Consider the following 25519-nt stretch of genomic DNA (forward strand, 5'->3'; position numbering starts at 1 on the left):
GTTGAGGTAGCGCCTCAGGAAAGACACTCCCAGAGCGCAGGGGCACCTTAGGTGTCGCACTTTGCACTTAAACTTTTCTTTATAACAAAAACGTTAAGCTATACTTCCTTTACAAGGAACCAGAGCTTAACGTTTTTTTCTGTACATACATCACTTACACAGCCAAGCAAATGAGAGTCCCGAAAGACTCTCATTTACACTGTGCTCCGATATCTTTAATCGGACTTAAACAGGCATCTAACCTGTCCTCACACCTCACCATTGGCAACATTCGCGCCTAAGGTCTTTTACACCCACAGCAAAGCCGAGTTCCTCCATTGATAAAGGTGCTAGAGAAATCACCTGAACGTACCTTTTTTACATCTCGTGTCCTACTATCAGGTGGGTTACTGTGTATAAGAGTGCGTCCGTAGCTGAATCGTGGCAATTCTCTTAAAAGATACCTAAAAACTTCTTACGCTTAATCGTCTTCGGACTTTCTACAATCGCGCGCTCGTTACGAACGAGACGCTCTGCGTTTTGTAAGAACTGATCGACGTACTGACTTTTATGACGCTTCTTCAGTTCATCAATCGCATCCTGCATGAAAAATCCTCGAGTCTTCGTGTTATGCGCATCGCTCGCAATAAAATGCGTTAAATTCGCTTCCACGATTTCGTCGGTAAATTTCTTCACTTTCGATCCGAACTTTCCAACGATACTGCCTGTCGTCACCTGCGTTAATGCTCCGTTCTTTACGAAACGGTAGAGCGTGTCCGGCTTTTCTTGCAGCTCGGCGTTGCGCTCTGGGTGAACGATGATTGGTGTGAAGCCAGCTAGCTGAATGTCGTACAGTAGCTGCGAGGTATAGCGCGGCACGTGGTCGAATGGCAGTTCGACAAACACATACTGCGTGTCCGTGAGTGTGATGACTTCCCCACTCTTAAGTCCCTCTAAAATCTCTCCGTACATACGAGGCTCCTGACCTTTTAATACGGTCAGTGGAATGCCTGCTCGCTGAAGCTCGGTGTTAAGGTCTGTGACCAGCTCTCCGATGAATGCTCCATCGTTTGTGTATTTACCGTTTTTGTGGTGCGGTGTGGCGATGATCGTGTCGATCCCCTCCGCTACGGCAGCTCTGGCAAGATCTAGAGCATCTTCAAGTGTGTCAGCTCCGTCATCAATACCAGGTAAAATGTGTGCATGAATGTCGATCAAGGATAGTCCCCCTTGCAGTTGTTTTTCACTTACAATATCCTATAAAACTTATCTATCGACATCATACCACATATAATTCCTTATTAGGGATATTTTATAAGACTTTTATCTAGGACTTTTATTTAGTCCCCATAATAGTAATACTGACCTGACGCCTTATCCTTGCGGTTTAACACAACTCCTAGGATACGGGCGGATGCGTTTGTGAGTAGCTCTTTTGCTTTCTTTGCGTTATCCTTTGTCGTCATGCCATTACTTGTGACAAGAACAACACCATCTGTTTTGTTTGCTAGGATTTGAGCATCTGTTACGGCTAGTACTGGTGGTGTGTCGACAATAATATAGTCATAGTGCTTTTTTGCTTCCTGTAAGACCCAGTCCATTCGCTTACTTGCTAAAAGCTCGGCTGGGTTTGGTGGAATTGGTCCACATGTTAACAGGTCAAGCTTTGGTACGAGCGTTTTTTGCGACACGTCCGTGAGTGCTGCTTGGTTCGTTAACACATTCGTGAGTCCACGCTTATTATCCGCTTGGAACGTATAGTGAGACGTTGGCTTTCGTAAGTCACCGTCTACAAGTAACACGCGGTTGTCTTGCTGGGCGAACACGATGGCAAGGTTTGCGGCCGTCGTTGACTTCCCTTCACCTGGTGCAGTAGACGTAACCGTAATGACTTTTGCTGGTTCCTCTACGCTTGAGAACTGAATATTGGTACGTATCGTCCGATATTGCTCGGTCACAGGCGACTTCGGTGAGAAGTGCGTGATCAGACTTCGCTGCTTTTCTGTTAGGTGATCCTTCTTTTTTCTTCTCAAAGAAAGGCTAAGAGCCATAACGTTCGTCCCCCTTTATCTCTGCATCTGGGACGGTATCGTCGACGACGCGATCTTCTTCCTCATCCATGACGCTGATGGCGCCGAGGACTGGTAGTCCAAGCGTTTGCTCTATGTCGTCGTCTGAACGTAGCGTGTTGTCCATAAATTCTAGTAAGAATGCGAGTCCTACTCCTGCCATGAGACCAACGACAAGCCCGATCGCCATATTAAGTGGCGGGTTGGGGCTCACTGGTGTGAGCGCGTCTTCGATCACGGCTGGGGAGAGGATATGGATGTTATCAACGTTAAGTAGTGTGGCAATCTCCGTTCGGAATACTTCTGCTGTGACGTTGGCTGTTTCAACCGCACGCACAGGGTCGGTGTCCGAGATGGTGATGGTGACGACCTGGGAGTCTCCTTCTTGTCTGACGGATAGTGTTGGATCCGTTGTCAGGCCAAGCTCTGCGTTTACTTGATCGAGTATGTACGGACTCTGCAGGATGACGTTATAGGTGTCGATGTAGCGTGAGTCAGAGTCAAATGGGTTGGCTGCTGAGAGAATCGATGCTCCGGTTGCTGCCTGACTAACAAGGACTTGCGTTGACGTTTGATACTGGGGTGTGAGCACGAGATAGCTCACGACTCCACTTGCTGATACTGCTAAAACAGTGATCGCGATGATCATGGCGATCCGTTTTTTGAGTACGTCCAAGATTTCCTTTAAGCTGATTGTTTCTTCCATGATTCCCTCCATGCCTTGGCGTCCCATTGAAAGCTAGAATTACTATATCACAATTTGTGTACTTTTGTGGGATATTTTGATAAATAATATTATTAATTGTTAGTAACGTGAGTTATATGACTATAATTGACGTGACTATTATTGATGTTATTGTGAAAATAGTTGGTTTACTGCTTCAAGACGGCGGCTTTCTTTTTCCGCTTCGTAGACGGCTTTAATCTCGTCTGCTGGTGCGGTACTGTGTCCGTTTTCTTGTAAAGCTGACTTGAGCTGTCCTTGAATCTCGTTAAAGCGTGTATCAGCGGATGCTTCGAGCGCTTGTACTTTGCCGACGTATTCGAGCTGTAGTTCAGATGACGATTTGTTTGAGTTGCCCGAGCGAACTTGGGCAAGCTCAGACTGTGCCTCGGTGACGAGGTTGTTTACGCGGCCCATTTCCTGTGATTGGAGCTGTTGGAACTGGCGTGCGTATGTGTCGATAATTTGTTGCTGGCTGAGGCCGCTGTTAGAGGAGCCAGAGCCGGATGAACCACTGTTAGATCCTGAGTTGGACGAGCCGTTATTGGAGCCAGCTGTTCCGGTTGTGCTGTTGCTTCCGTCGGCGGAGCCGTCGGAAGTGGCGGAGTCTCCGGAGGAGTCTCCGGTGTTACCTGCATTTGCTGTTACACCGTCTTCGTCTTGAGCATCTGTTGTGCGGCCGATAGAAGTCGCGCTTCCGCTTTCGCGTTCAGCGGCTGTTACAATTGTTTCCCCCGTGACAGGATCTTTGATATCTCCCGTGATCGGATCGACGATGCCGCCGGTCGCGATGTCGATGATGTTGCCGCCTGCGTCGTAGGTCTGTGCGAACTTGGGTGTGCTGGAGCCGATGGCGATGTTGCCGTTATGTTGCTCACGGACGAGTTCGGCGGCTTCGGTGCTCTGGCGTTCGATATTGTCGGTCCACTGTAGCTGTGCATAGATGACGCCGCCGATTGCGACTCCGGCAATGGTGCTTATGGTAATCCATTTTTTCATAATATGCTCCTCGCTTTTACGTGTAGGCTAGAATTGGAAGATGACTTGTACGTTTGTCGTTTGGCCGTTGGATGTTAGGGTTCCTGGCAAAGTAAAATCACCAAAAAGTCTAATCGTACCGAGCTGAATTTGGGCGTTTCCTAATACTTCAGCTACTGTGAGATTGTTTTCTCCTGCTTTTAATTGCTGAGTAACATCCAGGTCTGCTACTGGTCCATCAAATGTAGTTAGTGTAGCTGCTTCTGTGACTGAAATAGTTCCACTTCTAAAAGTTGTGCTATCAGGTAAGTTCGATAAGTTAAATCTTACTGTTGTTCCGTTAGACACGCTTCCAGTTATTGTTGTTCCATTTGCTGTTGTTAAAGATGCAGCAGTGATAACAGATGGTTCAGATGGAGCCGGTGCTCCTCCGCCGCCACCTGGAGGAGTTGGTTCTGGTCCGTCAACTGGATCCTCTGGGTTTGTTGGATCTTCAGGGTCTGGCGTTGGTGCTGGTTGTTCTGGTGTCCCTGGTTGTTCTGGTGTTGGAGTTGGAGCGCCGACATCCGGATTTTGCTTAATTGTTCGGTCTAAGAAGATTGCGAATTCTACGCGTGTTACCGGTGCCTTGGGATCATAGTTACCGTTAGCGCGACCTGCTGTGATGCCGTTTTGTGCCAGTGTGCGGACGTCATCAATGTGTGCTTGGTGTACAGCGTTTAAGTCATTTAGTGAAACTTGCGTTGATGTTGGCTGTAGGTTGTATGCACGCACGATAACGGATGCCATTTGCTCACGTGTCAATGTGTCACGTGGGTTGAAGCGTTGCAGTGCGTCTCCTGTAAAGATTCCTGCGTCGACTGCTGCCATCGCGTCATTAAAGTAGTACGCCGCGCGGTCTGTGTCGCGGAATGGATTATTGGATGATGTACGTGTAAGTCCAAGTGCTCTCGTAAACATAATTGCTGTATCTGCGCGTGATACATTTGCACGAGGTGCGAATGTTCCGTTTGGCATACCGCCGATGATGCTTTTTTCAACAAGTGCAGTTACCTCTGAGTGACCGAAGTCTCCTTGTTTCATATCAGAGAAGTTTGCTGCTGATGCTGGTGTTGCAAATAAGGACAGGATGAGTACGCTAGCAAGTAATAGGCGCATCGCTGTTTTCATAAGATGTCGCTCCTTTATTAGTAGATTGCTAGGTTTTCTCCAAAAGGCCGAGTTCCCTTTGGAGAAAACCTAGGGAGAGAGCGAGTGCTCTCTCGTAGGTTTTCACATGTTGATTAGTCTAGGAAGTCAGCTTTTACTAGGAAGCGTTCTACTAGTGCCGCTACTTCTTGACGTGAAATGTTCGCTCGTGGAGCGAAGTTGTTACCTGGACGTCCTTCAATTAGACCTGCTTGAGACAGGATCGTAACAGATTCGCGAGCGTAAGGTGCTACGTCTGCGCTGTCACTGAAGTCCGTGTAAGAAACAGACTCATCTAGATCGAAGTCATAGCCTAGAAGCTCCATCGCACGAACGATGATTGTTGCTGCTTCTTGACGAGTAACTTCGTTGTTGCCACGGAACGTGTTGTTTTCGTAACCACGGATTAGATCGTAGTCCGTAACAGCCACTAGGTCACCCATGAACCACTCGTTACCAACGATGTCCGTGAATTGTCCCATGTACGTGCTACCGCCAGTTAGGCTCAGTCCGCGAGAGATGATTGCTGCAAATTCAGCACGGCTCGCAGTACCAGTTGGGCGGAAGTCTCCGCTAGAGAAACCGCGTAGAATGTATTGAGTAGATAGCTTGTTGATTACTTCTGATGACCAAAGTGAGCTTGGTACATCGGAGTAAGACACGCTGTTTTCTACTACAGTGTATAGAGAGTTTGTGAAACCAGTGAACGTTGCTGTGTCACCGTCACGCTTTGTTGCAACACCAGTGATTGTGCCGTTTGTGTTTAAACGTACAACTACTGAATTATTGCTTAGGTCGTCGTTTGCAGTGATCGTACGCTCAACTGGTGCGTTGAAGCGAGTGATCTCTACTTCTTGACCATTGATTGTTGCAACAACTAGGAATTCGACTACTGGTGCAACAGGTGTTACTTGGTTTTCTGATGCATCGAAGTCTACTTCGTTTACGCTGATATCAACGGACGTGTAGTCTAATTCTGCAACAGGGATTGCGAATGATCCTTCAAGTGTTGCAACTTCGATGATTGCATCTGGGTTAGCCGCACGGATCACGTCAAGAACGTCATCAGACAGGCGAAGTACTGCGTACTCTCCATCTGCTGGAGTAAGGTTGAACGATACGCGATCAAACTCTTCTCCATCAAGAAGTGCTGCAAGTTGTTCAGCGTTCACCGTAGTGATTACTGTAACCTGACCAGTTACAGGATCTGTAACGCGCTCTTCAGAAGTCGTGTCGTCTGGAACAGTTACTTCTTCATCGTCGATTGGAGTTTCTGGCTCTTCAGGATCCTCTGGGTCAACTGGTGGTACTCCACCGCCGCCACCAGGTGGTTGAACTACAGGTGGTTGTTCTTCAAAAGCTTGAGCAGCTCTGAATAGAGTAATAGCTAATTGTTGCATTCTTGTGTTAGAGAATGTTTGGTTATCAGCTGGAGCCACTGTATCTCTTAGCTCAATGAACATAGATGCAACACCGTCACGAGTAATTCCATAGTCACTCAAAATATCAAGCATCGCTTGCAACTCGTTATCGTTTCGAGCAGCTACTGCATTAACACGAGCTTCTAGATAAGCTCTAATGTTGTTACGGCTTAGATCAGTTGCAAATGGTTTGTTAAGGCGGAATTCAGCCTCTAATTGATTAGCGATTACAAACAAGTCTGCAATTGAAATATCAGGGAACACGTTTGTGAATCCATCTTCAAATTCTGCGATGAAATCCTCTAAATCTTCTTCTAGAGATGTAGGATTAGAATTAGTAAAAATTTCGGCTAAACCTTGTACGAATCTAGCAGAAAACAATAATTCACCTGCATCGCCATCAAGTTCTAAAATCTCTCCATTAGTTGCGTTTACAATCTCTTGCCACTCTGCAAGATCAGTATCGCGAACATTATCGCGAATAGCATCAAACGTTATTCTCGATTGAACACCATTCGTAGACGTATCAGCGCGGAACGTACTGTAGATTGTTGTTACTTTACCAGCTAATTCTCGTACTTCCGATCTTACTTCCGCAACCTCAACCTCACTTGCGTAAGCTGTACTGCTGTCGCCTGCTAGGGGTGCTAGTGTGGCGAATGGTGTGATTGCCATTGTTGTAACGATTGCTACCGCGATGGCTTTCTTGCTAATTGGGTACTTTTTCATTGTGGTTCTTCACCTCTTCTTCAAATTTTTTGATCATTCCTACGTGAATCACGTGATTTCTTGCTTATGTAGAAGGTGATCGGATGCTGCCGGCGCGCGTTTGACGGAACGGCTTTATTTATAATGACGTCGCATCAGCGACTGGCAACAACTAACTGGTCAGCTCGGATGACTAATGGTTCTCGGTCTAAGTCATTGGTTTGCAAAAACATGGTTGGGTCTAGTTCGTCGGCTTTTAAATCAAGCATTTCGAAGTAGCCGAACTCGTCTGGTGTTGCAGTTATGTGTGTTTGCTTCTTGTTGTCTGTTAATGCAACAGTGATTCCTTGTTCTTGAGAGAGAACGAAGCCGATGATGCTAATGGTTCCGTGGTCCATCTCATAAACGTTTGCTTGCATGCGAGACGTGTGCACGTTGTTTCCCCCTCCGAATGATTAATAAGTAGATTGCGATTCCTAGGCACGCGCCTAAGAAATCTAGGATGACGTCTTCGACCATGCCTGTGCGGTTTGGGTGCAGCAGGTGGCGGTACTCATCAATGATGGCGAATATTGCAACGGTGACTAGGGTGATGGTGACGGCGAGTGTCGTGCGTTTTGTCGCAAATAGCAACAGGCGCAGGAGCAGGACTGCGAGGATGGCGAATACGAGTACGTGCGCTCCTTTGCGGATGAAAAATTCGGCGAATGCTTCGGTTGATCGGGTTTGGAGGCTTATGACGGAATCCCCATATGTGAAGGAGACCCATGAGAAGCTTCGTTCGATCCAGTCTGTTGGGACGTTTTGTAGCAGTGGCCGAACGTTTTGTGTTTCATATGACATCGAGGATGCGAGAACGATGCCGCTGATCCACACAGCGAGCGGTAATATGTAAAAAAGCATTAGTTTCTGTTTATGTTGCACGTCGTTCTCCTCTAATGGTCATGGTTAATTGGAAATTAATTTTACCTTTCGATTTGTTAGTATAGCATAGAATAATAGGGAATAGGGTCTTTTTAAGGGATTTTTTACAACTAGGTGGGGTAATTGGTCGCGATAAATGTGGGAAAATGTCGAATGACGTGGATTTTCCTACTAGTTTCTAGGTATTAAAACGTTGATACGTAGGTATTAATTTGATTTTTTGGTAGTGAATTTTGTCCTGGTCAGAGCGATAATTGGAAATTAAAATTGATTGGTATTCGACAAAATTTTTAGTGCTTTTGTAGATTTTCGCGTTATTTGTGTGAGTTTTATTGGAGAATTCCGCGCTGGATAAGGGGTTTTGAGGGTTTCCTGATGTTTAGAAAGTTGTGTGGTTGGGTAATTAGTTCGTTTGGCGTGGACAGTGTGCGGCGGGTGGACATGCTTGGGTAGGTATTGTGTTTGTATTTTAAAGGTCAAGTTCGGCACCGACGGTGCCCCTACGCTCTGGGAGTGTCTTTCCTGAGGCGCTACTTCAACTATTTCGCCCGGCCATAGGCCGTGCGAAAGGATTTTCAGATACGCGAGTCCCCCCTCTAGGAGACCACTCCCGACGCTTCGGGTCGCCTGCGGTGACGGTTTGCAAATATTGATAGCATATCCTCCATCTTTTTTGTGGGTTACGAGGCAAAAGATCGTTGCCTCGCTTTTTTATTACCGAGAAACTGTGAAAAGATTGAAAGAAGCCCATTGTCCTCATGGACAACGGGCTTCTCTAGTTACTAAGTGCCAGCTTGGTTCTTGTTGGATAAGCTTTTTTATCCTGCGAACGCATTTTTACATCCTACGTATGCTTTTTCCACTCTACGTACGCAATTCCTCTCCTGCGTACGCCCCACTTCTCTATCCCTCTACCTTCTCCACAAATTCTGCATATACGATGATGCGGTCGCTTCCGTCTGCGCTGTAGCAGCTGACGAGGGCGAGGAGGCTGTTGCCTGGTCGGTCGTTGATGACGTCGACGCGGTCTGGTGTGACGACTTCGGAGGCGAATTTGCGATAAATGTAAGTGTCGCGTCCGTCTGATATAATAATTTCAGCGCCGTCCTCTAGGCTTCTAATTGGTGCGAATAAGGCACTGGAGTTACGTGAATTGTGACCTGCGAGGGCGTAGGTCCCTTCTACGCCAAGGCGCTGATCAGGCTTCATGGTTGCGGCACCAACGGCTAAGTGCTCATTGGTTGTACCGTAGTAGATCGGTAAATGCATGCCGACTGATGGTGCTGAAATAGTGGCAATCACTGTTTCTAAACTAGGATTGTAAGAAAAAGATAACGTATCTAAACTCTGAATGATCGAGAAATCGAACATATCCTCCGAAGTCTCTATGGTGGAAGGGTCATCGGTTGTTGCTATCCCTACAGCAGAGCCCTCAGTCAATACCTCGTCTAACCCAACTGCCCTCTGATTCGCAAATAGTCGCTCTGAAGGTAGTGTTAGCGCCTCTTCCTGTGCGTTGCCGAGGGCCATGGGAGCGACGATGAATTGGCCGACTAAGAGATAACCAAGATAGAGACTACCTCCTATGAGGAGGAGGTAGCCTAGAATGCGTGTCATCGTACTCACTGCTCCGTGCGGCGTCTGCGTCTTAGGAAGACTGCGCCGAGTGACATGGCGAAGAGTGCGATCGTGATGCTGAGCCACATGGAGCCGTAGCCTGTTTGTGGTAAGAAGAAGTTGGAGCCGCTCTCTCTTTCTGGTGTGCTTGGAGAGTCGGTGCCTCCTGATCCTCCTCCATTATTACCTCTACCCGGAGTATCCGTTACTGGCGATACCTCTGGATCATCTGGAGGATCTACGTCGTCTGGAGGTGTTCCACCGTCGTTGTCACCAGGTGGCTCTTCCTCTTCTCCAGGTGGTGGATCGACTTCTTCATCCACGTCGTCGTCTGGAGGTGGGACATCGTCAATTGGTTCGTTTGCGACGAACAAGACTGGTGCGAGATCGTCTAGCGTAATGCGGATTACGTACTGCTCTTCACTTAAGACGTAGCCGTCAGGCGCTGTTGTTTCTGTTACAAGATAATCGCCTGGTAGGAGATCGTCGATCGAGATCTCGCCGTTTGCGTCGGTTGTGAAGGTGCGTCCCTCGAGCTGGTCAATCGTAAAGACAGCGTCTGGGAGGCGCGCATCGGTGTCGCCTGCGACGTGCTTGATGATCGTAAGCTCACCGCGTGTCTTAAAGTTGTCGATCTCGACTCTGACAGGTGCTGTTGCTCCGAGCGGAATCGTGACTTCTACCGCTTCTTCATTGAGCACATAGCCTTCGAGTGCATCGACCTCTTGCACGTAGTACGTGCCAGGTGCGAGGTTATCGACAACAATGCGACCGTCTGCGTTTGTCACAAGTCCAGATTCCACCACGTCACGATCTGCATCTAGGAGTGTAAACGTGACGCCTTCTAGCGTTTCGCCTGTGTCGCCGTCAAATTTCACAATTTCGAGCTGACCTTTAACGAGCTCGTTACTCATTGCGAGGCGAACGACGCCAGACTGGCTGGAGCTAATATCAAACCACTGAATCGTGCTGTTTAGCGTGTAGCCTTCAAGCGCTCGGACCTCTTTAAATCCGTAGCGACCAGGGAGTAGATTGGATACTGCGACGACTCCAAACTGATCGGTGACCAAGTTCGCTTGGATCGTCGTACCACCGCTCGAAACGAGGTCGAAGACGACTCCAGCAAGTGGCGTGTTACTGTCCTTATCTGTTTTCGTAATTTGAACGCTACCGCGAATCAGGCGGTTCGTCGCTGTAATTTCAACAAGCGCTTCCTGACTCTTTTCGACCGTGAAAGGCTTTGGCGTGCGGTCTAGCACGTAGCCGCCAGGCGCTCTCGTCTCGACGAAAGAGTAATTGCCAGGACGAAGGTCATCCACGAGGATAACGCCGTCGCTGTTTGTTGTGAGGTTAGATCGGACAACCTCTCCTTCTTCGTCAAGGATGTTGAAGACTGCGTTTTGGAGGACGCGTCGGCTATTGCCTTCGTCCACCTTCGTTAGCTTCACGCCGCCTAAGATAATATCGTTCTCCACCGTATATTCGATCTCATCCTCTGGATCGAATGGAATCGTAATCGTGTGAACGGTTTCGTTCTCTTCGTAGTGATCTGGTGCGCTCGTCTCCACTAGCTTATAGGTGCCTGGGCGGAGCTCCTTGATCGTTGCGCGACCTGTTTCATCGGTTGTAATGCCGTACTCGATGACGTTTCCATCCTCGTCTGCGAGCGTAAACTCCGCTCCAGCGAGCGCTTCCTCCGTCTCGCGGTCTACCTTGATGATGATCACATCGGCCTTTTTGATCTTATTGTCTTTGGTGAAAAATAGCTCCTCTGCTCCACCTAGCGTCACGGTAAATACTATTGGAGTGTCGTCTAGAATGTAGCCAATTGGCGCTTTTGTTTCGACCAGTTTGTAAGAGCCTGGTCGCACGTTCGTCACGGTAATTTCTCCGTTTTCGTCCGTCGTGAGCTCTTCAATTAAGACGTCGCCATCTGCTGTTAGGAGGCTAAATACCGCGCCTTCTAATGCCTTTTCACGTTCTCCTTCAAGCTTTAATAGCGTAAAGGATCCCGTAATGATGTCGTTATCGAAGACAAGCTCTAGGCGCTCCGTTTGGGAGCGAACGATCTCGAATGCAATGCGGTCCGTGGAGCCTGTAAATCCAAATGGTGCCGTTGCTTCTTCAAATGCATAGTTGCCCGGTAAGAGATCTTCGACAATGATGATGCCGTTCTCGTTTGTTGTGTAGTAGCCGAGGATTTCTCCGTCTGCATCAACGAGTCTAAATACGGCATTCTCGAGTTTATCCTTCGTCTCACGGTCCACCTTAGTAAGCTTAACGGAGCCTCGGATGAGCTCGTTTTCCTTGTCTAGTTCAATGACCGTAATTTGGTTCTTTTTAATCGTAAACGAAACAGGTGTGTCGTCTAGCTTATAATCAGGTGCTGCTTCGGTCTCGATAAATTCATACGTGCCTGGCTCGAGATCCGTTACTTCGATTCGACCGTTCGCGTCTGTTTTGAGGTTAGACCCCACAACGGTGCGCTCTTCCCCAGTGACGCGGTAGAGACTAAATGTCGCACCTTGAAGCGTGGTTTTCCCATGCGTATCGGTCTTAGTCAGGGCGACGTCGCCTATGATCTTGTCGTTTTTGATGATGATCGGGTCGGTGTTATTGCTGAGCGTGACTGGCGTGTACTCAGCGCGGACGGCGTATCCGTCTGGCGCGCTATCCTCTTTGATCATATACTCGCCATAGGCGATGTTAGTGAAGGTGAGGACGCCATTCTCGTCGGTTGTACCTGTTTTGATACGGAATTGCTTCGTTTTGTCATAGAGCGAGAAGGTTGCGCCTGGCAGGAATCCGGTGCTCTCCTGGCCTTCAAAGGTGTCCTTCACGCCTTGCTTTTTAATTGTGAGATCGCCTCTCACGCCTGTCGCGCTACCTGCGCCCGTTGTGATGCGGACGATTTGGCTGTGCGAGTCGTCTGTATCACCGTTAAAGTCTGGGTTGGTGATAAAGAGGTTGGCGTTGTTGCTGACGGTGTCGTTGTCGGCCGCCTGCAAAAAGCTCTTATACTCAATGATATAGACCGTATCGATGCCGTCTGGGAAAATCAGGTCAAACGCTGGTTGACCTTGGATCTCCTTAAACTCCACGGTGTAATCGGTGCCTCTCGTGAGTGCAGCGCCTTTTGAGAAGTTGCCGTTTGCGCTGACAGTGGTGCTATAGACGACGAGCTCATCCTCTAAAATAATCTGGTTGTTGGAGAGGATGTCGCGCACTTTGACTGGTCCTTGTAGCGTGGACTGGCCAGCGTTTAGCGTAATCGTCCATTCCATTGTAAGGCCGTTTTGACGTCCTGTTTTACCTGTATACTTGCCTCCATTTGCGACAGAAACAGTAGCAGGTAGCGAGATTTTTTGCTCGGACTCCGCGTATGAGATCTCGGCGCGGTTTGGATACGTGGCGCTAATGATCTTATCATCGAGCGATGTTTTAAACTCGACGATATAGGCGCGGTTAATGCTACCAAAGTTGATAGAGATCTCCTGCCCGTTTACTTGCGGACTAAAGTTTGCAGTTACGTTGGCCCCTTTTGTGAGCGAGTTTTGACCAGTACCAAGCGTTCCTTCAAAGATTTGAATGCTGTTTGGTAGAATCGTTTGATCGCCTTGGACCGTGTCGCGGAAGACAACGTCGGTGATCGTTTGTAGATTGTAGTTCAGTCCGACGTTCCACGTGATCTCTTTCGTGACGGCATTGTACGATCCGCCTTTAAAGCCATTTGCTCGTGTAAACGTGTCTGGTGTGAACGTCGCTGTTGCTTGGAGCGTTCGATCGACGTCGTTTTTATCCTTCCAGACGACGTTTGCTGTGTTAATGAGCTGGTTGTTTTTGTTGATTCGCGCTTCATAGTCAAACGCGGTGCGATACGTGATGACGATTTCGTTTGTAACTGGCTCGTTGAAGACGATTTTAAAGCCTTGTGTTGCGTCATCAACGGTGAGCGTGTACTTATCTGGTGTAATTCCTGTTAGTGCAAACGTGTTTGGTAGGAAGGTAAGTCCACCGTTTGTGAATACGTCGGTTAAGACAACTTCCTTCATTTCCTGCTTATCGCGATTTATACGGATCGTCCACTGGACGTTTTTATCGCGATAGTTCGGGCTGTTTGCTGATTTTAATAGAACTCCCTGTTGGACGCCTTGAGATACTTCGGACGTTTTGTCAGAGAAGCTGACGCTGTTTCTCGCCGTGCCATTCGCAAGTAGGCGCTCGTCGAAGCTCGTTTTATAGGTGATTTTGTAGGCTTCGTTAATGTCGCTGTTGAACTGGAAGCGGAAGCCCTTGCGATTCGTCGACTGTTGCGTGTCAGGTGTGACGCTGTACTCGCTTGGGTCCACGACAGTCGAACCACTCTCTTGGCCGTTGACGTTTAGCGTGATGCGCTCGACCTTGAATGTGTCGGAGATAAGCGACTGGCCAGAGTCAAAGTAGTCGGTCACAACCGTATTAGCCGCCGGAATTTGACGCTGGTTGTAGTTAAGCTTTACCTCCCACGAGACGGTTTGATTCACGTTATCATACGTAACCGCACGTTTTTGGAGCGTTTGCCCACGTCCTGTTGAGACCGTCGCAGAGGCGGTTAAGTTCGTTAAGCCGTCTCCTTTCAGTGTCGCTGTATTTCGATAACGTACGCCCGTGTCCTCGGTGATTTCTGTCGTAAATTTGAGTCGGTACGCGTCAGTGATGGTGCCGTTGAACGCGACCTTGACTAAGTTGTCTGTTGCTGTGAGCGTATATTCACTTGATGGCACGAGACCTCCTTGTGTCACGGTACCGTCAAGTTGCACGTTTAGATAGTAGAGCTCCACGTTACCTTGAAGCTTTTGGTTACCAAAATCACTCGTGCCGAGCTCGCTTAAAATTGGATCCTCGAGTACGGCGTTTGTGATCGCATTTTTCTCTTTATTAAAGTCGACCTCCCACGCGATTGTCTCTGCGTTAAAGCTGCGGTTTGGTACACCTCGCTTATCAACAGAACGCGCCACTTTTGGTTTAAACGTGATCGGGATGACGACTGTCTGTCCGCCGTCTGGTCCTACTGGCACGATGATCTCTTGATCCGTGTCACCAGTAAGATCTTTTCTTATTTCCGTCTGAAACCGCACGGTACCTGTGACATTACTGCGGGTTTCGATTTCCTCGTTAAATGTGAGGACAACGGTACGGTTTGTGTCTAATGTAAACGATCCTAACACCGTGCCGTCTGTATCTGCGAGTGAGCCAGAAACGGCATTAAATACCGCAAATACATTCGGTAGCTGGAACGTAAACGTAGAGCCAGCTCCGTATTTTAAATCTGGTAGCGCAAACTCGTAAAATACTGCCAGGTTCAGCGTTTGATCCGCTGGGTTTGGCATCGGATCCGGTAGCGGATCTCCATTTAATAATGTCATGCGGAAGTTTGTGATAATGTTTTCCGTAATTGGTCCTCGGATGAGGTCTCCTCGCGCTGCTTCGAGCTCTTCCTCTTCGGTTAACGCTTCTTCCTCTTCTGGAAGGGCTTCTAGGTCTTCTTCTGGTAGAGCTTCTGGATCTTCTGTTGTTGTTTCGTCTTCTGGATTTGTTGGTTCGTTGGTTGATTCGTCTGGATTTGGTTCTTCTGGATCGGTGCCTTCGTTTGTCGGTTCTTCAGCTGGTGGCGGCTCGGATTCACTGTTACCTTGGTCCGATCCTCCATCCGGATTTTCTACCGGCGTATCAGGCTCAGATGCCGGCGGGTCGGTGCCCCCGGTGTCTCCGCCTTCATTGCCGGAGCTCGGTGGCGTCTCGGACTCGTTGCCTGGCGCCTCCTCGGTCGTGCTGTTGTCGTTTGATCCATTATCGGATGTTGTTGCGTCGTTGCTTGTGTCGGTGGTGCTGGCTCCTTCGTCATTTGTGTCCGTGGCTGAACTACTGATGTCATCGTCGGTTTCATTGGTTCCAAGCGCCTCTACTTGTTCATCACCCTCTACGCCTTGCGACTGTGACGCCGCAAATGCTGGGACCATGCCCGAGAATGTGATCAAGAAACACAGAAGCACGAGGATCAACCGTTTGATCTTCATACCACTACCCCCATTCACAGAAAATAATTGCTAGTTATTACCAGAAAGTAAGGAGTAAAATCTTTCTAGTTATACTAAGTTTACGAATTTTCCGACAATTTTCAACAAGTATTTTTATATGTGACGATTAATTATACGTAGCATACAGCCGTATATGAGTGATTCCATGCATTTTACAGATGTTTTTTCTTGTTGGCGGGAATTTTTGCGGGAATATGAGCCTATTTAGGTTGACTGGAGTGAACGAAGAGTGGGTCGTGGGTGACGGCATGGATTATTTGTGTGTATATTGTACTATCTTGTCGACATATGTCATAAAGTGCATATTTATGCGTTTTGAGTGGAAGGGTGTTCATAGGGAATAGCGATTCGATTAATTGGGAACGGTGCTTCATTATCCGGAAAGACGCTTCGATTATCCAGAAACGATGCTTCATTATCCGGAAACGGTGCCTCATTATCCGAAAATGTGCTTCGATTATCCAGAAACGGGGCTTCATTATCCGGAAAGACGCTTCGATTATCCGAATACGTTGCTTCATTATCCGGAAACGTGCTTCGATTAACCGAAAACGATGCTTCATTATCCGGAAACGGTGCCTCATTATCCGAAAATGTGCTTCGATTATCCAGAAACGGGGCTTCATTATCCGGAAACGTGCTTCGATTATCCGAATACGTTGCTCCATTAACCAAAAACGTGCTTCGATTAACCGGAAATGTTGCTCCATTAACCGAAAACGTGCTTCGATTATCCAGAAACGATGCTCCATTATCCAGAAGCTACACTTCACAACCGCTCTAACCGGGTTTGATAAGTGGCACTTATTCACATGCACGTTAGAAAAACCGCAAAAGGCACTTGTCGAAGTCGACAAGTGCCTAACTGTTACTCCTATGCAACTGCTCGTTTCGTATCGAAATAGTGTTTAATCAGATTGAATGCACTCACGAATGAGAAGCCTACTACGAGGACAGATAATGGTAAAACAAATAAACTGAATGGGCCTAAATCGTTAAACGGATCTCTGATCGTGATCGATAGCATATTGTAAAAATTAAATGCCATCGTTACTCCTATTATAATTGAGAATCCCCCATCAACCACCGCCCTAGTCTTAGCGACGTGCTTCTTCTCTTTTGGCTTTGTAAGCATCTTCGGCTTTTCCTCCGTAGCAGGATCATAGTAGGCACGGTGCACGCTCCAATTAATGATGCCAAAGGAGCCGTTTTTTATATGCTCCCAGCCAGGTTTGCTCATGTTCGATTCTTCCTTATTCGACAACTTTGTCACACTATAGCTCACCGCACGAGGTGTTGCACGTTTAAACACAAACCGATTCACATTACGCCCACACGAATATAATTGCCAGCCGTCCGCCTCTTGATCCTCCAACCATCTCTCTATGTTAGCCGGCAAATCCACGCGCCACCAGGCAAACACTTTCCACTTGACCTCTTCTCCCCGATCTAACCCTTCCGGCCTTAATTCCTGCGTTCTCGCCTGCAGGAGGAAACTCACGTAAACACCGAAAGCAAAGACGATCATCTGCATAACGAGAGCAACATACCATAGAGCCATTGCCGTATACTGTTGCTCACTATAGAGATCACCAAGATGATAGGCAGTTGCCACTGTTGTAAATAGCAACGTAATGACTGTTACTACCCAGCCCATTAGCAATTTATTGTTGCGTTTTATTATTGGTTTTCTATCTTCCATGTCATAGTATGGATCGAACACAGGCGTCTCGCTGTCACTTGGGAGCGTTGTGGTGCGTGTGATTTGCCAGTTTCCATCTGAAGCTACTTCCGTCCAGTCGTTACCTAACGACTCTTGTTTGTAACGGATCATGAATGTTGCATAACGCGGCTCTGCTTTTTCGAAAACAAATTTGCTGCTTTTTGCATCAAGATGTGTCAGTCTATAGCCCTGCGCTTCTAAATCCGCTAGCCATAGCTCCGTTCCGTGGATATCTATACTCCATAGCCACCTGCGCTTAACTGTATCTTCGCGCACCGAATCCCTCCTTTTTATGGATAAATCTTTCCATAAGTTTAGCCTATTACCAGTTTTGTGTCTAACTTAGCGGAAAGTTCCTCTCTTTTAAGTACGAAAAAAAGAGTCGGGGGTTCCGACTCTTTTCGACTAAGTGGTTGGTGTTTCTTCTGGATTTTCCTCCGCTTGAATGGTAGTGAGATCGGAGAAAAACCAATACTGCGCGCCCGCTGCGATGTACGTGTAGATCGGCAGGATGATGGCGACGGCGATGGCACTGAAAGTCAGATTCAAGATAAAGGCAAACACAAGGTGCAGGGCGATTACGACAAAAATGATTTTTACCGTGTCATGCGTGCGATTGAGGAAATGTTCGCGCGCCCGCTTCGCGCTCGCAACGACTCCAATGTCCTCTGAAACAAGAGTGAATTCCCAGAATATCAACAGGATACGCAGGACGAAGAGTGCAATAGATACAATTAATAGTAAGAAAAGTCCTAGTAACGCATTAATAACTAATGATAAAGCTGATAGTATAAGTGGTGTCAGAAATAGTAAATCTAATAGAATTAGTCTTGGTAGAAATTTAAGTCCGTTTTTAAAGAAAACTCTTTCGCTTGATGTGTTGTTTTTTGCAATAGATGCCATGGTCCCAATATAGCCTCCGTGCAAAAATACGCGTAACACATAGTACACTATACTGAGGAGGATAGAAGTCCATACAAAACTAGCGGAAAGGGAACTAGTTATTGTTCCGTCCGTCAGTTCAGCGATACGATCAACGATAACTGCGTCTGCAATTAACGCGTCAAGCGAAGGTGCAATCGGTTGGAAAACCAATTCAAACGCGAAATTTCGAGCGTTTGGTGCAATCAATTCAGATAAATATGTAAATAAAACGGTAAAGAAGATTGCGTCGAATATCATCGGATAAATCATTAGACGCGGATGTTTCCGGACAGTTGCTAATGCATTATTCATGTCATCACCTCTGGGTAATTGTAACATAGGTGGTATTTAAGTGGGAGTATTTAGGGTTTTTATACTATGGAGGGCAAGATCAAGCGCGGAACCTCCGGTTCCCCTTCTCGTCGTTTGCAATTACCGGTGGTTGCTTACTCAACTATTTCTGGCGGCCAAACCAATGGCCGCCAGAAAGGATTTTCGCTGCGCGGAAGGGCTACCACTGGTAGTACGCAAACGCCGCTTCGGGTCACCTGCGGTTAGTAAATAACACTTCCTCTTTTTTGTTTGAAGCACGAGGCGAAAGTTCGTTGCCTCGCTTTTTTGCTTTCTCATCACTTCTTCTACTTTGCTCCTCACTTCCGGCATCTTGCGCGTCATAACGCTGTGCTTTCTCTTCATAACAGCGGTGGTTCGCTTCACTTCGCCCTATCTTAACTAGAAACTTTTAATGTCGCATGATGTTCGCAGAGTTGCCTCCTTGAACTTAGACTCGGACTCTCTGAATTAATAAGACTGAACGAAACTAGTTAGTACTTAAGCAATTAAAGCACTTGACCTTTAATAAATAAGAAAAAGCCAACTGGCAACATACTGTTACCAATCAACTTTTTCATCCAATCAAGTTACGATTGAGTTAGACAAACACTGAGCACCAGTAGAAGCTACAGACTATCTTGTTCCGCACTAAGATACTTCTCGACTTACTTCATACATATATTTGATAAAGTTTAAACTTACTAAAAGTGTTAATAAACCTAATGCTAAATTCAACGAAATAAGAAGATGGTTTCCATTATTTATCATGTTAAAGTTTAAGTTTCTTGAATCGATGATCGTCGAAATATTTAAGTAGAGCTGTAACATCATGAGTACACATATTAATGTTGCGCCACCTCCGTCGATGAGAGCTCGAGCTTCTACAACTTTTTTCTTTTCTTTCGCATTATTAATGAAACGAGGCTTTTCCTCAGACGTAGGATCATAGTATTTTCGGTGCACACTCCAATTCATAATTCCGTACGAGCCATTCTTTATATGCTCCCAATCAGTCTTTGACTCGTTTACTTTTGCATCACTAGGTAATCTATTGATGCTATAACTCACTGCCTGTGGTGTTGCACGTTTAAACACAAACCGATTTGCATTACGACTACACGAGTATAACTGCCAGCCGTCCGCTTCTTGATCTTCAAGCCAACGAGCTGCATCCTCATGGGTGTGTCGTCTAAACCAGCTAAACTGCTTCCACCTTACCTCTTTTGTTCGGTCTAATCCCTCCGGCCGTAATTCTTGCGTTCGTGCTTGTAGGAGGAAACTTAGATAAGCAGAAAAAGCAAAAAAGATCCCCTGAAAGGCCATAACAGCATACCACATAAATAAAGTAACAAAGCTTAACTGTGTGCTATATAACTCAGTGACATAATTTATTGTGAATACTCCTATAAAAAAGATCGTTATACTTGCTAAAATCCATCCCAATAACAATTTTTCGTTGCGTTTTACAACAGTTTTTCTATCTTCTATATCATAGTAAGAGTCGAACATTGGTGTTGCGCTGTCACTTGGTGGCTTTGTCGTTCTTACAATTTGCCAGTGACCATCTGAGGCTACTTCCGTCCAATTGTCACCTAACGACTCTTGCTTATAGCGCACCATCAACGTTGCATAACGCGGCTCTGCTTTTTCAAAAACAAACTTGCTGCTTTTTGCATCAAGGTGAGTCAACCTATAGCCCTGCGCTTCTAAATCGGCTAGCCATAGCTCCGTTCCACGAATGTCTATACTCCATAACCACCTGCGTTTGACTGTGTCTTCGCGCACCGAATCCCCCCTTTTTATGGATAAATCTTTCCATAAGTTTAGCCCATTACCAGTTTTGTGTCTAATTTAACGGAAAGTCCCTCTATTTCAAGTACGAAAAAAAGAGTCGGTGGTTCCGACTCTTTTACACTGTGGTGTTTGATTATTCAACACTATTTTCCACCAAATGAATGGTTGTGAAGTTTTGAAACAGGTTTAGTTGTGCGACTGCTGCGACGTATGTATAAATAGGTAGAATGATGACTACGGCGATTGGCGAGAAGGTGGCGTTTAATACAAGTCCCGCGGTGATATGGATGGCGATGATCAGTAAAATACTTGGAGTAGTTTGTGTCGTGCGATTACGAAATGCAGCCATCGCAAACTTCTCTCCCTCTCCTACGCTTGCATCCTCAAAAACGATCGCATACTCCCAAAACATGTAGATATATCTGAGTATAATGTAAAATATAAATGCTATAAAATAGATGATAAGACCAATGTCCGGCCCAAGCAAAAAGAAGAAAGTCGGCAACACTACAATTGCCGCGAAAATGATTTGTACGAGCGCGAGTCGCGGTAAGAATTTTACTGCGGATTTAAGAAACACTCGAAACCCAGCTCTTTCTGATCGAGTGACTGCGGCCATCATGCCTATAAAACCTCCATGTAAAAAGGTTGGAATAAGGAGGAGTCCGAGTAAATAACTAAGTAATGTTATGGTCCTGCCATTTTGGCTTGCAATATACTCTGTCATTTGCATGGTGAGTATATTTTCACTTATCACCATTGATAGTCCTGGAGATAGAGGTTGGATGTCGAAATTAAATCCAAACGGCTCTCTTTCTCCCGTTAGCAGGTGAGCAAAGATAGTGAAAAGTAAAAGGAAGTAAATCGTGTCAGCAATCATTGGAATTAGAATTAGTTTTGGATTGCGTAACGTCTGTGCTAGTGCATTTTTCATATAGAATGATCACCTCTGGGTAATTGTAGCATAGGTGGGAATTATGTAGGATTGTTTTTACTATGGATGTCAAGAGATCCAGGTCAAGGTCAAGTGCGGAACCTCCGGTTCCCCTTCGCGCCGTTTGCAACTACCGGTGGATGCTTAACGGGCTTTCCCGGCGGCCAAACCAATGGCCGACAGAAAGGATTTTCGCTGCGCGGAAGGGCTACCACTGGTAGTACGCAAACGCCGCTTCGGTGCACCTGCGGTTAGTCTTTAACACTCCCTCTTTTTTGTTTATAGCACGAGCGAGAGTTCGTTGCCTCGCTTTTTTGCTTTCTCGTCATTTCTCCTACTTTGCTAATCACTTTCGGCACCTTGCTCGTCACAACCACGTGCTTTCTCTTCATAATAGTGGTGGTTCGGTTCACTTCATTCAGTTCCAAAATATTTTCTCCATTTTCATACTGGGGAGATTACCAGCTTATATAAGCTCAGGAGGAGGCAGATTCGGAGAATGCTCGGAGGCAATTAGTAGTAAGGCTTACGATGAGACCGCACAGGAAGGCGTTTAGAGGGAAACGGCAGTCGATCTCTGTCGACGAGCAGGCTCAGATTCAGACCCTACTAATGTCGGAGGGCGTTCGCAGAGCTGCAAGCAAAAAGCCGAGCTTATGCGCTCGGCTTTGGTGCTAATTCAACGGCTGATTTGATAGCTTCTAACATGCTACGTTCGTCCGCAATATTTTTTCCTGCAATATCAAATGCTGTACCATGGTCGACCGACGTCCGAATCACGCCACTATTGAGCCCAACCGTGATATTGACGCCCGCTTCAAGTCCGAGCACCTTAATCGGTCCGTGCCCCTGATCGTGGTAACATGCAACAACGATATCAAAATCTCCCCGACCCGCGCGGAAAAATAGGGTATCGGCTGGGTGAGGACCTGATGCATCAATACCCTCTGCCTTCGCTCGTTCGATACCAGGCATCAGTTTTTCTTCCTCTTCTCCGTTGCCAAATAGTCCATTTTCACCTGCGTGTGGATTAATGCCGCAAACTGCAACACTTGGATTTTTAATTCCTGCTCTAGTTAAAGCATCGTGTGCAAGTTTAATCACATTGTATGTTCTTTCGGGATTAATCATCTCAATCGCTTTAATTAATCCAACATGTGTTGTTAAATGAATCACTTTAAGCTTTGGTGACGTCAGCATCATCGCGTAATCTTTTGTCCCTGTTAAATCTGCAAGGATTTCTGTATGACCTGGGAAGAGGTGTCCGCCCTTGTGCAACGCTTCTTTGTTAAGTGGCGCTGTTGCAATTGCGTGGATTTCTCCCTTCATCGCAAGATCAACTGATTTTTCGATGTAGCGATATGCAGCATCTCCTGCGATTGGGGACACTTCACCAAACGCAAGATCTTTCGGAATAAGCGCCAGGTCGATACAATCAATCGTGCCAACCTCTCCAATCGCTTCAGAAACCTCGTTAATGACGTTGATTTTTGCATCACTTTTCGTAAGTTGAGCTGCGTGCTCTAACCTTTTTGCATCACCTACTACAATTGGTGTGCTTGTTTCATAAACATGCTGATGAGCTAAACTTTTAATAATAATTTCTGGACCGACGCCAGCTGCGTCCCCCATCGTAATAGCTAAAATTGGTTTTGTCATGAAGGTTCTCCTTTCAACGCTGTCAGCGCTTTTGAAAACGTATCTTCTGATCCAAATGCTCCTGCTTTTGTTACAACATGCAAATCATGTCCACCGATAAATTTCCCAAGAGGCACACCGACTTCTACTTCATCAATGAGTCGAATGCCAGACACATTCATCTCGTTGCAAATCTTTTTCGCTGTGTCGCCACCAGTCATAATAATTCCCGCATACTTTTGCGTTTTAACGATCGTATGAACCAGTCTTCCCATTTGCTCCACAATTTTATTACTAACATCCGTCTCCGTCATGCCGAGCTCTTTGCCTGCTGCCTGTGCTTTTTCGATATCAGCTCTTGAGCCGCTTGAGAAAATAGCGATATTCTTACCTTGCTCATACAGTGTTGCAATTCTCAACTCTGCCTTGTTTAGTTCTTCTTTATAAGCAGATGGATCAATTAATAGATGAGAAGGCAACTCGACAGATGCAACATCCTTACGCTCTAGGAATCTAGTAAGTTGATTTCTCGTTACAGAACTGACGCTTCCTGCAACAAGTAAGACTGGATCTGTAGCTAAGTCTCTAGGTTCTAATTGACTCTTTTTCGTTAATTCAAACGTTCTTGGTAAATGGTTAGCAAGGCCTGCTGATCCAACCCAAACAACCGAATAAGCTAATCGTTTGATGCAGTCTGCAATAGCAAATAAATCCTCTTCTACTTCTGAATCAAAAATAACGTAAGAGATGTCTGCCTTCTTAAACTTCTCCAGCTCTTTACGCACAGAGTCATAGCCTTTTCTTAAAACTTCTACGTTGATTTCACCGATATCTCGGTTTGTTTGATTCTGCACAATCTTTTTCACGGAAGAGCTAATGACAGGAGATTTAGGATCCTTTGCCATTTCCGTTTCAGCTAGTGGTGTAGAATGCAACAATAAATCACCGTTCTTTACGACACGGCCGTTCTTTGGATAAGCTGGTGCAATAATCACAAAATCAGGCTGATACACGTCGTACATTGCATCAATTTCACATCCAATATTGCCTCTAAGCGTAGAATCGAGCTTTTTATAAACGATTTCTACTTGCTTATCCCGTAACGTTTGGGCAGCTTCTTTTACTTGTTTATACGCTTCTTCAGGAGCAATAGAGCGGCTGTCCGTATCAATGACGAGTGCTTCCTCAACACTCTTCGTGTCGCTGTTTTGCATGTGAAAGCGAACGGCTGTTGTCAGTCCAGCTCTAGTCAGCTGAACGCCACTATCGTTCGCTCCTGTTAAATCATCCGCAATTATTCCAATTCGCATACCAATCAGTCCTTGTCTATTAAAAGATCCCTAAGGGTGACTTGCACCCTTAGGAGCTAGTTATGATTAACCTACGTACTCGCCTTCTTTTGTCATCTTGCCCTTCTTCTCTAAACGTTTGACTAAAAATGCAACATAGATAGGAAGAAGTATTGCTGTTGTTACTACACTTGCTGCAACTTGCACAGTGGCTAGTCCTGCAACACCTGCAAATGAAGCATTCGCTGCTGCAATTGCTGCTGGAGTTGCAACCGCGTTTCCTGCAGTAGAGCCCTCAGCCACCCCGACAATCGGATTCCATTTTAATGCTTTGAACACTAGGTAAGCAGCTGTACCAGTGAAGAATACTGTCATGATGCCTAATGCAACACCACCAAGACCACCTTCGATAATCGCGTTAAAGTTGATACCCATACCTAAAGCGAATGCGAAGAAAGGAATCAGCATGTCGCTACCTTTTGCAAGGAAGTCACGCATATCAAGGTCAAGGTTACCAAGAACCATACCAATGACAATCGGAAGAAGAACGGAAATGAATGAAGTTAGAGAAAATAGTCCGTCGACAAATCCCATTGCGCCAAAGATGGATAATGCAACCATTGTTAAGAAAGGACCATCATTTAGTGCAAGAATAGAGTATGCCGCTTTATCGTCTTCTTTACCGTATTGTCCTACAAGTGCCATATAAAGTCCGCCGTTACTGTTTGTCATTGCCGCGATAATTGCGATCGGAGCTAAACCTAAGAATAGGCCGTTGTCTCCTGCAAACATGTACGCGAGTAAACCGACTGCCGCACCGACTGCCCACTTAACCCCTAAGAGCGTTGCACCTTTTCCTAGAGAAACCCCGACGTTGCGCAGATTAATTTGAGCACCCGCACAAACAAGGAAGAGTGCAATTAACGTTCCAGCTCCGTCTACAAATAATGCCTGTGTAAAGTTACCGATTCGAAGTAAGTCAGGAGCAACAGTGTTGATAATTGCAGCAAGTAGCAATGGTACTACCATCATTCCACCTGGAATTCGGTCTAAAGTTGATTTAATCTTCATCAATAATACCCCCTATGTTGGTTTGAGCGAAGAATTAACCGGTATTCTTCACACAAAAGACAAATTTGAAAGCGCTTTTAAGATTATATTACTTCCGATAGTTGAATTATGCAATAGTTATTTTTCGT

General features: G+C 46.2%; 18 protein-coding genes. All 18 read right to left on the reverse strand.

Going from position 1 to position 25519, the window contains the following annotated elements; all coding sequences use genetic code 11:
• Nucleotides 1–432: 432 nt before the first annotated feature.
• Nucleotides 433–1197, reverse strand: a complete 765-nt coding sequence (locus FLK61_RS17230; protein WP_176010585.1) for a tyrosine-protein phosphatase — start codon at nt 1195–1197, stop codon at nt 433–435.
• Between the two features lie 122 nt (nt 1198–1319).
• Nucleotides 1320–2030, reverse strand: coding sequence for a CpsD/CapB family tyrosine-protein kinase (locus FLK61_RS17235; protein ID WP_176010586.1), 711 nt, complete (start codon nt 2028–2030; stop codon nt 1320–1322).
• Nucleotides 2020–2754 (reverse strand): YveK family protein, encoded by a 735-nt coding sequence (locus FLK61_RS17240; protein ID WP_176010587.1) that lies wholly within the window; start codon nt 2752–2754, stop codon nt 2020–2022. Before FLK61_RS17240 ends, FLK61_RS17235 begins: the two co-directional genes overlap by 11 nt.
• A gap of 147 nt (nt 2755–2901) precedes the next feature.
• A complete protein-coding gene (locus FLK61_RS17245) occupies nt 2902–3771 on the reverse strand; it encodes a hypothetical protein (protein WP_176010588.1) in 870 nt (289 codons plus the stop codon).
• A 27-nt stretch (nt 3772–3798) separates the two neighbouring features.
• The gene (locus FLK61_RS17250; protein WP_176010589.1) at nt 3799–4920 is read right to left on the reverse strand and encodes an S-layer homology domain-containing protein; all 1122 of its coding nucleotides are present in this window, start codon (nt 4918–4920) and stop codon (nt 3799–3801) included.
• A gap of 113 nt (nt 4921–5033) precedes the next feature.
• The gene (locus FLK61_RS17255) at nt 5034–7088 is read right to left on the reverse strand and encodes an S-layer homology domain-containing protein (RefSeq protein WP_176010590.1); all 2055 of its coding nucleotides are present in this window, start codon (nt 7086–7088) and stop codon (nt 5034–5036) included.
• 134 nt (nt 7089–7222) lie between these two features.
• A complete protein-coding gene (locus FLK61_RS17260; protein WP_176010591.1) occupies nt 7223–7501 on the reverse strand; it encodes a hypothetical protein in 279 nt (92 codons plus the stop codon).
• Nucleotides 7467–7991, reverse strand: a complete 525-nt coding sequence (locus tag FLK61_RS17265) for a VanZ family protein (RefSeq protein ID WP_249777629.1) — start codon at nt 7989–7991, stop codon at nt 7467–7469. Before FLK61_RS17265 ends, FLK61_RS17260 begins: the two co-directional genes overlap by 35 nt.
• 903 nt (nt 7992–8894) lie before the next feature.
• A complete protein-coding gene (locus tag FLK61_RS17270; protein WP_176010592.1) occupies nt 8895–9608 on the reverse strand; it encodes a class A sortase in 714 nt (237 codons plus the stop codon).
• A gap of 5 nt (nt 9609–9613) precedes the next feature.
• Complete coding sequence (locus FLK61_RS17275; RefSeq protein ID WP_176010593.1) at nt 9614–15664, reverse strand: SpaA isopeptide-forming pilin-related protein; 6051 nt, start codon at nt 15662–15664, stop codon at nt 9614–9616.
• Nucleotides 15665–15991: 327 nt separating this feature from the next.
• The gene (locus tag FLK61_RS17280) at nt 15992–16360 is read right to left on the reverse strand and encodes a hypothetical protein (protein WP_176010594.1); all 369 of its coding nucleotides are present in this window, start codon (nt 16358–16360) and stop codon (nt 15992–15994) included.
• Between the two features lie 199 nt (nt 16361–16559).
• Nucleotides 16560–17684 carry a DUF2812 domain-containing protein gene (locus FLK61_RS17285; RefSeq protein ID WP_176010595.1) on the reverse strand — a complete coding sequence of 375 codons (1125 nt, stop codon included), beginning with the start codon at nt 17682–17684 and terminating at the stop codon, nt 16560–16562.
• Nucleotides 17685–17813: 129 nt separating this feature from the next.
• Nucleotides 17814–18644, reverse strand: coding sequence for a hypothetical protein (locus FLK61_RS17290; RefSeq protein ID WP_176010596.1), 831 nt, complete (start codon nt 18642–18644; stop codon nt 17814–17816).
• 669 nt (nt 18645–19313) lie between these two features.
• Entirely contained in the window at nt 19314–20450 is a 1137-nt protein-coding gene (locus FLK61_RS17295) for a DUF2812 domain-containing protein (RefSeq protein WP_176010597.1), read from the reverse strand.
• A 142-nt stretch (nt 20451–20592) separates the two neighbouring features.
• A complete protein-coding gene (locus tag FLK61_RS17300; protein ID WP_176010598.1) occupies nt 20593–21393 on the reverse strand; it encodes a hypothetical protein in 801 nt (266 codons plus the stop codon).
• 654 nt (nt 21394–22047) lie between these two features.
• Nucleotides 22048–23052 (reverse strand): 4-hydroxythreonine-4-phosphate dehydrogenase PdxA, encoded by a 1005-nt coding sequence (gene pdxA / locus FLK61_RS17305; RefSeq protein ID WP_176010599.1) that lies wholly within the window; start codon nt 23050–23052, stop codon nt 22048–22050.
• A complete protein-coding gene (locus FLK61_RS17310; RefSeq protein WP_176010600.1) occupies nt 23049–24341 on the reverse strand; it encodes a four-carbon acid sugar kinase family protein in 1293 nt (430 codons plus the stop codon). The genes pdxA and FLK61_RS17310 overlap by 4 nt, the downstream gene beginning before the upstream one ends.
• Nucleotides 24342–24407: 66 nt before the next feature.
• Nucleotides 24408–25391, reverse strand: a complete 984-nt coding sequence (locus FLK61_RS17315) for a 2-keto-3-deoxygluconate permease (protein ID WP_176010601.1) — start codon at nt 25389–25391, stop codon at nt 24408–24410.
• Nucleotides 25392–25519: the final 128 nt, after the last annotated feature.

The organism is Paenalkalicoccus suaedae (assembly GCF_006965545.2).
Lineage (GTDB): Bacteria > Bacillota > Bacilli > Bacillales > Salisediminibacteriaceae > Paenalkalicoccus > Paenalkalicoccus suaedae.